The organism is Alistipes senegalensis JC50 (assembly GCF_025145645.1).
Taxonomy (GTDB): domain Bacteria; phylum Bacteroidota; class Bacteroidia; order Bacteroidales; family Rikenellaceae; genus Alistipes; species Alistipes senegalensis.
The window spans coordinates 1,327,844-1,339,188 of sequence record NZ_CP102252.1; the positions used below are offsets into that span (position 1 = coordinate 1,327,844).

The following is an 11,345-nucleotide window of genomic DNA, read 5'->3' on the forward strand; positions in this document are numbered from 1 at the left end:
CTATTCATTTACGGGAACAAACGTCACGGCCTGCCCGCCACGGGCAGTCATTGCAATTTCGAGCATATCGGCAGAAGTCACGGTCCGTTTTTCGATGCGATAGTTTTCGGGATTCTCCGCAGAATCCGGAGCGTCGGCATAGATCGTTGCAGTATAAGTCATACCGGACTTCAGGAAGCCGAGTTTCTGGGTCAATGTCCGGGGCTCATCGTTCGTGCCGGCGCCCAGGAAGAAACTGTCATCCGCACGGCGTACGACGACAATATATTCGCCGGGTTCACCCTGCAATGCTTCGGACCAGTCACAGTCGGCATCGAAATCCCGGAAGAATTGGAAAGCCGGATGTCCCTCGTAGTTTTCGATCAGATCGGACGCCATCTGAAGCGGAGAATAAATAATCACCCAGTTGGCAATCTGACGTGCCAGCGTAGTCTTGATACAACACGAATTGTTGTCGCCGTTCCACTCCTGCATTCCGGTTTCCCGGCCCCGGACGCGCGAGTAATCAAGATCGAATACCCCCGGCGTATAATCCATCGGACCGCTCAGGAGCCGTACGAAAGGCAGCGTACAGAGATACTCCGCGGAGTTCCCTTCCGACCATGCGTTCCACTCCATGCCGCGTGCCCCCTCCCGGGTCATCATATTGGGCCACGTGCGGCGAATGCCCGTATCCTTGATCGGCTCGTGGGCATCGATGACGATCCCATAACGGGCCGCCGTCTCGACGACACGCTGGTAGTGCCGCACGCCATACTGCGAGTGGTGGAGCTGGCCGTCCCTGAAGCCTCCGGCATATCCCGTTTTGACGGCATGCACACCCAATCCGGCATAGCGCTGCATAGCCGTTTCCAGAGCCGCTTCATATTCAGGAATATTACCACCCGTTTCATTGTGCATCCACAACTCGATGTTCTTCTCCCGGGCATACGCGGCAATGCGGTCGAGATCGAAATCTGCATAGGGCTTCACATAATCGAAGTGCTGCGTTTTACCCCAGTTCTCCCAGCCTTCGTTCCACCCTTCGAACAACACTCCCTGAATATTGTTCGCCGCTGCGAAGTCAATATGACGCAGAGCATTCTCCGTCGTCGCTCCATGCCGGGGTCCCATTGTCCATGTATGGGTGCCGAGATGCAGTCCCCACCATACGCCGATATATTTCTGCGGTTTGATCCACGAAGTGTCAGCAATCTTCGAAGGCTCGTTCAGGTTAAGGATCAGCGACGAGTTGATCAGGTCCACCGCTTTGTCTCCCACTTGGATCGTCCGCCACGCCGTCATGAATTTCGAGGGAATACGAGCCTTTATACCGTCAGGCAGCGGAGCCAACTCGGCTTTGAAGGCCAGCGAATCGGTCCGGTAGAGATTCATTTCGGGGAAATCGTACAGCGCCGCTTCGTGAATCGAACCGTATGTGCCGTCCACACGGAATGTGAAAGGCGTATTGGCGTTTTCAACGGCCGAAACCGGCAGTTCGCGATACAACAATTCATAGGTGTTGAAATTTCCGGGAATCGACCACGACACGCCGTCTTCGGCGAAGCGGAATTCGGTCAGTTCATCGGTGACGGTCAGCGAATCGAGGTCCGGTACCTCCCATTCATAGCGGAATGCCACACCGTCGTCAAAAGCCCGGAAACGAAGCGTCAGCAACACGCCGTCGTCGTTTTTCAATACCGCCGTCATTTCGTTGTGGCAATCGCGCAGGATTTTATTTTCGCCCCACGGCTGCGTCCATGTTTCGTTCACGGATCTTTTCACAATCTCCCGTACCGAAAAGCCGCCGGCGAGGTCTCGCTCTTGCGCCACGAGGCCCAAGGCGGAAGGAAGGATCAAAGGCCTGCCGTCGCGTTCGACGGTATAGGCCATGCAGCCGTCGGCGCCCGTCACGAACGAAAGGCGTGTGCGCCCGTCGGGAGAAATTATCTCCGGATTCCCGCCGCATGCAAACAGAAGCAAGCACACACAGGACAAAAACAAGTTCCGGAACGAGAACTTCAAAGTTTGGTTCATGCTAAATTTATTTAAATGAGGTTATTGTAATTTTCGGGCTATTTGCCGGTCATACCTTAAGGAAAGTGTTTTTTCGATACAAGAAATAGAGAAACAGCCAGCAGAGCACGATATAACCTATATCGTAGATCACCGCCCCTACTGTTTCACTGCATTTGGAAGCAAGTCCGCCGACGAAAAAATCGGACGCATAACGCAGTGGAATAATCCGCTGCGCCATATAAATCGTAATGGAATTCAATCCGATAACCCGGAAAACGAACGTCCATCGTTTGTACCCGCACACGTCAATCAGGTAATAAAACAAGGCGGTCATCCCCAGCGAATAACCGGAGACCACGCAAGTGAACGAACTGCTCCATAAATTCTTGTTGACCGGCATGATAAGATTCCAGCACAAGCCCGCCGTCGTGATCGCCAGTGCGGCGACGGCCATATAGAACGCTTTCCAAGAGCCAGAGAGCCCTCTCCGGCCATCGAGCAAAAATTCGCCGGTGAACATTCCGAATAGAGCCGATACGACTGCCGGCAGGGTGCTCAATATCCCTTCCGGATCGAATGCCCCGTAAAGGATGTGTCCGGGAAGGTACTGTCGGTCAATCCATCCGGCCAGACACCCCTCCACCGAAAGCGGATCGGCACCGACCGGAGCATCGGGGGCTACGACCAGGCCGAGCAGCAGTGAATAGCCTATTAGGATAATCCCGGCAACAGCTATCCGAGTTCTCACGCTGCAATACACGCAGAGCAGTGCGGCGAACATCCAAGCCAAGCCGATCCGTCCCAGCACGCTTGCTATGCGCAACGAGGAGAAATTGAGCTCGAACAACCCGTTATAAACCATTCCCAACAGGGCAAGAATCAGTCCGCGGCGGAAAATCCGGTCCAGAATCCGTTTTCTGCCGAATCCGCGTGCACGCTGTTTGGCCAGCGAGAAGGGGAACGCCACGCCTGCGATAAAAAGAAACAGAGGAAAGATCGTGTCTTGAATCGTTAGTCCATTCCACGCCGCATGCTGCATCTGCGACGCAAGCATATCGGTAAAAGATCCGGGCCACAGTGCGCACAACGAGGTCACGAGCCCTGAAAAGCCCATAATAAAGAACATATCGACCCCCCGCAGGGTGTCCAAAGATAAAAGTCGTCTGTTCGGGTTCATCATCGCAGTATATTTAGCACCGGTAGACCGATTTATTCGCCCGTTCCATCGAAGAAATAGGAGGCGTAGCGATAGCCGCATTTGTCGTAAAGTTTCCGGAATACCGTCATGCGCCGGGTGAAATCCCCGAAATCGCGGCGGTCGCAGGCCCATCCCACCTCCGCTAATGCGGCCAGCCGCGGCAAGGCCATATGCTGTGCATGGGCAAAAGAAGCGATATATTCCGTCCATATATTCCCTTGTACTCCCTGAATACAGGATTGTTCCGCTGAAGAAAGACGGTCATAGGGATCGAACGAATAAACCTTACGAACCGGCACGTAACCGCCGATACCGAGTGGTTCGAGGCGCTCCGGCTCCTGCGTCTGAAAATAATCGAGATAACAATGCGTGTTGGGGGTCATGATCACCTGATTCCCAGCCTTGGCAGCGGCAACGCCGCCATCGGCACCGCGCCACGACATAATCGTAGCCGTCTTTGAAATCCCTCCTTCGAGTATTTCGTCCCACCCGATCAGATTGCGCCCCCGGGCGTTGAGCCATTTTTCAATCCGATGGACAAAATAACTCTGCAATTCGTTTTCATGCTCTAACCGCTCATTACGGATACGCTGCTGACAGGCGGGACAGCTCGTCCAACTCTGTTTGGGACACTCATCCCCGCCGATATGGATATATTCCGAGGGAAACAGTTCACACACCTCTGCAAGCACGTTCTCCATGAATTCGAACGTCGAATCCTTGCCCGCGCAATAAACTTCCGGGAATACACCCCATCGCGTCCGTACTATATACCCCTCACCGGCACACCCTAGCCAGGGATAGGCCGCCAGTGCCGCCGAGGCATGTCCCGGCATCTCGATTTCAGGGATGACCGTAATGAACCGTTCGGCCGCATAGGCTACGACGTCACGAATTTGTCGCTGCGTATAGTATCCTCCCGAAGGTATGCCGTCGTAGATATTCGTATTGCGTCCAAGGACTGTTTCGGCTCGCCGTGACCCCACTTTCGTCAATTCGGGATAATGCCTGATCTCGATACGCCATCCCTGGTCGTCGGTCAGATGCCAGTGAAAACGGTTGAGTTTGTGGAGTGCCAATATGTCGATGAACGTTTTGATCTCGTCAACCGTGAAGAAATGACGGCAGCAGTCGAGCATGGCGCCACGATAAGCGAAACAAGGTTCATCCTCCACATGCACTGCCGGAAGTCGCATACCATACTGCGAGATAAGTTGACGCAAGCTCTGCAATCCGTAGAAGAGTCCCGAAGGGGAACCGCCCGTCACGGCGACACGCCCTTGGCCGATGTCGAGCGAATAGGCCTCCGCCCTGAGCGCCGGATCGATCCCGAGTACGATGCCGCTTTCGGAAATTCCGGAAACTTTCAGCCGAAGTCCATGTTCCCGGCAAATATCCCGCACAAAGAGTTCCGCGACACTCCGCAACGCTTTAGCCCCGCCGGGTACAGCGATCCGCGATCCGGCGGAGAGCACCGCTCCTTCGCCAGTTGCGTAAGCGATGTGCTGAGGCATGGGAACGATCGCGGGAGAATCCGCCGCTCGGGTTTCCGTAAATGAAACAGCAAGCGCCATGACGGCAAAAAAAACATTTTTCATATCGGTATGTTTTAGAACGGTTTCAGGGAATGTTAGGGGTGTCCCACACCCGGGTTTCCACGCATCGGACGAACAGGGTCTCCGTACCCATACGGATCCGGAAATCGCCCTTTTCGAGCCGCCAGCGACCGTCATAACCGACAAACGCCAGATCGGATGCCGGTATCGAAAGCGTCACCGTACGGGTTTCGCCCGGTTCAAGGGAGATCTTCTCGAAATTGCGCAGCCGGATCACGTCAGGCGTCAGGCTTGCCACCAAATCGCTCGACCAGAGCAATACGGCCTCCTTGCCCGCGCAGTCGCCTGTATTGGAGATATCGACCGTGAACGAAAGCGTATCTCCGGCCCGAAATTCCGTAAGGTTAGCCCGCAGATTTCCGTATTCGAATGTAGTGTAACTCAATCCGTGGCAGAAAGGCCATTGCACGTCCATCACGGCATCGTAGTTGTATTCGCCCTCCATCGTACCCCTTTTCTGACAGGGTTTGTAGTCATAGGTGGCCAACGCATCGGGCCAGCGCGGATAGGTAAAGGGAAGCCGGGCGCTGAAGTTCGCATCCCCGGCAAGCAGATTGGCCAGTGCGTCACCCCCGTAATTGCCGGGCAGCAGAATATCGACGACAGCCTGCGCCAACGGCTCTATATCGCCGATCAGACGCGGCCGGCCCTCGTTCAACACCAATACGAGGGGTTTCCCCGTAGACGCCAGTTCGCGGACCAGTTTTTTCTGGTTTTGCGACAGGTTCAGATCATTCATGTTGCCCGGAGTTTCACAATAGGAGTTCTCGCCGATGCAGACGACAATCACGTCTGCATCGGCCGCTGCCGAGACTGCTTCGCCGATTCCCCGCACACGCTCCACCTGCCAATTCTCCGAGGGGGTGCCGTATTCTACGCCTGGAATCCAGGTAACATGATCGAATTTACGCGCCAAGGCCTCGTAAATCGTATTGTAACGATCTGCAAACTCATCGCAACGCTCACCCTGCCAGGTGTAAGACCAGCCGCCGTTGAGACAGCGCATGGAATTGGCATTGGGGCCGGTGAGCAGGATGCGCGCCGACTTCGGGAGGGGTAGCAGACCTCCGTCGTTTTTGAGCAGCACCTCCGACTCTTCGGCAGCTTGCAAAGCCACGGCGGCGAATTCATCACTCGCGAAACGATCGAACTTCGAAGTGTCCGGGAACGGCTCTTCGAACAACCCGATGCGCATTTTCAACCGCAAAATCCGACGAACGGCATCATCGATGCGTCTTTCGGAAACCAGCCCTTCCTCGACCAGTTCACGGAGATAGACGCAGAAATCCCGGTCCAAAGGGACCATGGCCATATCGATCCCGGCATTTATAGCGATCCGAACCGCATCCTTGCGGCTCTCGGCGATATGATCCCGCTCATATAGATTGTAAATATCATTCCAATCCGTAACGATCACCCCGTCCCAGTTCAGTTCTTCCTTCAACCACCCCGTGAGCAACTCGCGGTTGGCATGAAAGGGTATACCGTCGTTGTTGGACGAGTTGACCATCAACGACAGCGCCCCGGCCCGGATACATTCGAGAAAGGGGGCAAAATATTTTTCGCGCAGGGCGTTGCGCGTAACGGACGAAGGCGTTCGGTCCTTGCCCGACACGGGGACGCCGTAGGCCATGAAATGCTTCAAACAAGCAGCCACCCGATACATCCCGATCCGATTGGGATCATCGCCCTGCAAACCGCGCACGGAAGCCGCCGCCAACCGGGAATTGACACAAACATCCTCTCCGTAACTCTCCCACATCCTCGACCATCGGGGATCGCGTCCCAAATCCATCACCGGCGCAAAATTCCACAGAATGGCACAGGCACGGGTTTCATAAGCCGAAATCTCCGACGAACGGCGCATCAGTTCACAGTTCAGCGCGGCACCCATGTTGATCCCCTGCGGAAAAAAGGTTGCACCGCGGGTGTAGGAAGCACCGTGCATTTGATCGACACCGTAAATGCAGGGAATCCCCAGGCAGTCGAGCGAACGACGCTGAATCCTACCGATAATCTGCGTCCATGCCTCCCGGGACTGCGCCTCATCGAACGGTACGTTGAGAATCGACCCGACTTTGTAATGTCCGATGACCGTATCGAGCAGCTCATCGCTGATGAACGGATGCCCGGAATCATTCATATCGGTCACCATGCTGACGGTCAACTGACACATTTGGCCGATTTTCTCTTCAAGCGTCAGGCGGCCGAGTATCTTTTCAATCCGGGTTTCGATCTTCGCATCGGGCCGGATAGCGGGCGGCACTGCTGCAAACAGCGCATTGCAGCCCATACAAATCAACAAACAAGCTATTATTTTCATTGCATCAGAATTTGAGTCGTCGCAGGGGCTCCTGCGGTTTCAGTACGTCATACACCTTGCGCTCGGAAGCTTTGGCGACAAAAGGCAGCCGCTGGACAATGTCGTCGGCAGAACGCCCCAGTTCGGCCATATAGCGCCCCGAATCGACGACAAACGCCGAAATATGCTCGTCGAACGAGGCTAGATCGGCAGCCGCGAAACGAAGGGTCAGCGCCTGCGACTCCCCGGGCTGCAATTCCCGGCTTTTGGCAAAAGCCCTCAATTCGCGCACGGGCTTCGGCAGTGCCCCCTGCGGGGCTGCAACATAAAGTTCAACGACCTCCCGTCCGGCGCGCGAACCTGTATTGGTTACACGGAGCGTTACCGCATAATCCGTCCCGGAACGCCTGACGGCCGCATCCGTCCACTCGAAGGTCGTATACCCCAAACCGTAGCCGAAAGGATAGGACACCGCCTCCGGAGCATGGGTCGAGAAATAGCGGTAACCCACCCAGATATCCTCCTCGTAACAGGTGAATCCCAGGTTTCGCAGGTGCCGTTCCGGGGCGTCGTCGGCCCAATCGCCGCGGCGTCCCCGATAGTCGAGCGGAAAATTCTTCGATGACGGATGATCCGAATAATCCGCCGGAAAAGTCATCGGCAGCCTTCCCGAAGGCGATACGTGGCCGCTCAAAACATCAGCCATGGCATTCCCGGCTTCCAAACCTCCCTGCCAGGCCAACAGGATAGCGTCGGGAAGTTCCTTCCACGACATGGTTTCGATCACGCCGCCGATATTGAGCACCACGACCACCTTCTTACCCGCGGCATGAAACGCCGAGCAGACCGATTCGAGCAGTTCCCGTTCGGCTTCCGTCAGGTAGAAATCCGATGTAGGACGATCGTTGTATTCACCCGAATTGCGGCCTAAGGCAACGATGGCCGCATCGCTGTCCGCCGCACGCGAAGCGATGAATTCCGGCGTCAGCGTCGTTTCGGGGACAAACCACTTTTCGCCCAAATAACGCAGGGCGTTCTGCTCCGCGAGCAGTGCCTCACCGAAAGACATGTATTTTGCATAGAGATCTGCCGTACGGGTGTTAAGCCGGAATCCGGCGTTGCGCAAACCTTCGTCCAAATCGACCGTATAGGCTTTGTTGACGTGTCCGGCGCCCGTACCTCCGGCAATGCAGTCATAGGCATTGACTCCGAACACCGAGAGATTACATCCTGCGGCAAGTGGTAAAGCAGCGCCTTCGTTGCGGAGCAAAACCATGCCTTCCGCTGCCACCTGACGCGATACGGCAGCATGTGCTTCCAAGTCGGGAGTCTCCGACACGGCTTGTTTCCGGAAACGGGGCGTCCGCAGAATATATTCGAGTACACGGGTCACACACCGGTCAACATCCGCCTCGGCGAGTCTCCCGCTGCGCACCGCTTCTACAATCTCTCTCGCCTGAGCCGGTTCTCCCGGCATCATCAGGTCGTTGCCGGCATGTACTTGTGCCACGGTGTTACGTTTTCCGATCCAGTCCGACACGACAAGACCTTCGTAGCCCCATTCGTCGCGCAGAACAGTGGTCAGCAACTCGCGGCTCTCCTGCGTATAAGGTCCGTTGATACGATTGTAGGACGACATGACCGTCCACGGACGCCCCTCCTTGACGGCGATCTCGAATCCTCGCAGATAAATCTCACGCAACGCACGTTGCGACACCCGGGCGTCATTCTGTAAGCGCATCGACTCTTGGTTGTTGGCCGCAAAGTGCTTGACCGAAGTCCCTACGCCTTGCGACTGAATGCCCCGCACCATCGCCGCGCCGCATTTGCCGCTCAGCAACGGGTCCTCGGAATAATATTCGAAATTGCGGCCGCAGAGCGGATGGCGGTGGATGTTCATACCCGGACCGAGAATCACGTCGCAGCCATATTCGAGCACCTCGTTACCCATCGCTGCGCCACAGCGTTCAATAGCCGCCTCGTCCCAGGTCGAGGCGAGCATCGTGCCGATCGGAAAAGCCGTACAGAAATAAGTCCGTGCATCTCCTGCACGTTCCGGATCGATACGAAGGCCCGCAGGACCGTCGGCCATCACCGTTGTCGGAATGCCGTAGGATTCCAAAGAGCGGGTAGTTCCGGCCGAACCGGGAACTGTTTTCAACGTGCGGCCCGTTACAGCGCCCTCGCCAGCGTAACCCTCCATTGAGGTTCCCACCAGCAGGCCGGCCTTCTCCTCAAGGCTCATAGCCGCAACGATCTTCCGGACCGGAGCCTCGCCCAACCGGGGCTTTGCAGACGGAACCGCCACGACCAGCGTCACGGGAAACAAAAACAGTGCGATCAGTAGTTTTTTCATAAAGTATCAATTAACGGTCTGTCGAGGCGTATACCTCGGGAGTATTCAGATAAGTATAGTAATTATCGACATTGCGGCGGGCATCGACATAGAGTTCCGTCATGGTCCCCTCCATCCTGCCTGCGACAAAGAGCGCCGCCCGGACGGTTGTCCCCGCTTTCACGACAAAAGGCCCGTCGTAAAGGTCTGATCCGGGAACCGGGGCCGTACCGTCCAAAGTATAGCGTACTTCGGCGGGATATTTCTCCGTGTCGAGCGTCACCCGGGCCTTTTTGCCTTCGGAAAGCATCTGAGCCGTAATCACAACGTCGTCGCTCAATGGAAAAGCATTGATTCCCCGCGCATGCAGCAACGATACATGAACATTGATACGACGACGGAAATCATTCCACTCACGTCGCTCCCGGGGAGTCCAGGCAAGTTCGGAAACTGCCAGCAAACGCGGGAAAATCATGTATTCCAAATGTTTTTCCGTTTCTATAAACTCGGTCCATGTGCAACCCTGTACCCCGATGACGTGCTCTTTGCCGCCGTCATAGATATATTCGACCGAATCCGGCGAAACGAATTCACCGCGAATTATCGATTCATTGTCGGCCGCCTTTGCAGGGGTATCGGGGACGGGATGAAAACCGTACATCTTCCGAATCGGCGAGAAACCGCCCATCGCGCGCGGCTGTGTATGAGGATCGGCTTGATACCAGTCGAAATAGAGGATCTCGCCCGGCGACATGACCACATCGTAACCGCGGTTGGCCGCCTCGATGCCTCCTCGCTGCCCCCTGTAGGAAATTACCGTAGAGGTGGATCGCAGGTTGTTCTTCAGGATTTCATCCCATCCGATCATCGTGCGTCCGTGTTCCGCCAGAAACTTTTCGGCGTGTTCGACCAGATAGCATTGCACCTGGTCCACTCCGCCCAACTCCCTGGCCAGATGCCGGCATCTGGGACAGCTCTTCCAAGCTGTCCGGTCGGCCTCGTCGCCGCCGATATGGATGTATTTCGAGGGGAACAACTCCAGAACCTCGGTCAGGACCTCGTCCATAAATTTCAACGACAGCGGATTGCCGACGCAAAACTCGCCGGAAGTATAGGCCCGGCCCGAGCAGCAGAGCTCCGGATAAGCTGCGAAAACCTCGTCGGAGTGCCCCGGGAACTCAATTTCCGGAATCACCTCGATGAAGCGTTCGGCAGCATAGGCAACGATTCTGCGAATTTCCTCTTTCGTATAGTAACCGCCATAGGCCCCCGGGGTGTCCTCGGGTACATAATGCCTGTCGCCGTAACTCCACCATTCGAGCCAGTCGGACTCCGTACGGAATGCTCCCAGCCGGGTCAGCAGCGGATAAGCGTCGATCCTGATGCGCCAGCCGCCGTTATCCGCCAGGTGGAAATGAAATTTGTTAAGCTTGTACCGTGCCATTTCATCGAGGAGCCGGAATATCGTTTCAACGGGGAAAAAGTGCCGCGAAACATCGAGATGAATACCCCGATAACCGAAACAGGGATTATCGATGATTTCCACGCAGGGAATCCCCTGTGCGGTCGCCAACAGGCACAGCGTCTGCCGGCCGTAGAACAGTCCCGCGGAATCCAGGGCCGTAAGGTCAATGCCCCGGCGAGTCACTTTCAGCCGGTAACCCTCCGGACGAATCTCCGGAGCCGAAGGATCGATTCGGCAGGCAACGTACCCATCGCCTGCACGCTCCACGAATCGGGCGCTGTCCGTTTCAAAGTAACCTCCCGTAAAGGTTGCCTCCTGCGGCATCGGCACCAGAATCATTTCGCCGACAGATCTCCGGCAGGCAGTGCCGAAGAACGAAAGAGCGACAATGGAGATTGCAAAAATGAGTTTCATAATCATATCCTATGGAT

At 55.8% G+C, this 11,345-nt stretch carries 6 protein-coding genes; all 6 read right to left on the minus strand.

The features are described from left to right. Genes NQ519_RS05220 through NQ519_RS05245 form a run of 6 tightly spaced genes read right to left on the minus strand, consistent with a single transcriptional unit; the run spans position 1 to position 11,334 of the window. A complete protein-coding gene (locus NQ519_RS05220; RefSeq protein WP_026076815.1) occupies positions 1-2,016 on the minus strand; it encodes a glycoside hydrolase family 97 protein in 2,016 nt (671 codons plus the stop codon). 49 nt (positions 2,017-2,065) lie between these two features. Next, positions 2,066-3,175 carry an acyltransferase family protein gene (locus tag NQ519_RS05225; protein ID WP_014775057.1) on the minus strand — a complete coding sequence of 370 codons (1,110 nt, stop codon included), beginning with the start codon at positions 3,173-3,175 and terminating at the stop codon, positions 2,066-2,068. 32 nt (positions 3,176-3,207) lie between these two features. Further along, the gene (locus tag NQ519_RS05230; RefSeq protein WP_026076814.1) at positions 3,208-4,794 is read right to left on the minus strand and encodes a beta-N-acetylhexosaminidase; all 1,587 of its coding nucleotides are present in this window, start codon (positions 4,792-4,794) and stop codon (positions 3,208-3,210) included. A 22-nt stretch (positions 4,795-4,816) separates the two neighbouring features. Beyond that, entirely contained in the window at positions 4,817-7,105 is a 2,289-nt protein-coding gene (locus tag NQ519_RS05235) for a glycoside hydrolase family 3 protein (RefSeq protein ID WP_019152216.1), read from the minus strand. A gap of 34 nt (positions 7,106-7,139) precedes the next feature. Next, positions 7,140-9,470, minus strand: coding sequence for a beta-glucosidase family protein (locus tag NQ519_RS05240; protein WP_019152215.1), 2,331 nt, complete (start codon positions 9,468-9,470; stop codon positions 7,140-7,142). Positions 9,471-9,480: 10 nt separating this feature from the next. Continuing rightward, positions 9,481-11,334: a beta-N-acetylhexosaminidase gene (locus NQ519_RS05245; RefSeq protein WP_026076812.1), complete on the minus strand. Its 1,854-nt coding sequence runs from the start codon at positions 11,332-11,334 to the stop codon at positions 9,481-9,483. Between the last annotated feature and the right edge of the window lie 11 nt (positions 11,335-11,345).

Excerpts from the sequence above, each read along its gene's own strand:
- NQ519_RS05220 (WP_026076815.1), bottom strand. The coding sequence starts at position 2,016 with ATGAACCAAACTTTGAAGTTCTCGTTCCGGAACTTGTTTTTGTCCTGT.
- NQ519_RS05225 (WP_014775057.1), bottom strand. The coding sequence starts at position 3,175 with ATGAACCCGAACAGACGACTTTTATCTTTGGACACCCTGCGGGGGGTC.
- NQ519_RS05230 (WP_026076814.1), bottom strand. The coding sequence starts at position 4,794 with ATGAAAAATGTTTTTTTTGCCGTCATGGCGCTTGCTGTTTCATTTACG.
- NQ519_RS05235 (WP_019152216.1), bottom strand. The coding sequence starts at position 7,105 with ATGGGCTGCAATGCGCTGTTTGCAGCAGTGCCGCCCGCTATCCGGCCC.
- NQ519_RS05240 (WP_019152215.1), bottom strand. The coding sequence starts at position 9,470 with ATGAAAAAACTACTGATCGCACTGTTTTTGTTTCCCGTGACGCTGGTC.
- NQ519_RS05245 (WP_026076812.1), bottom strand. The coding sequence starts at position 11,334 with ATGATTATGAAACTCATTTTTGCAATCTCCATTGTCGCTCTTTCGTTC.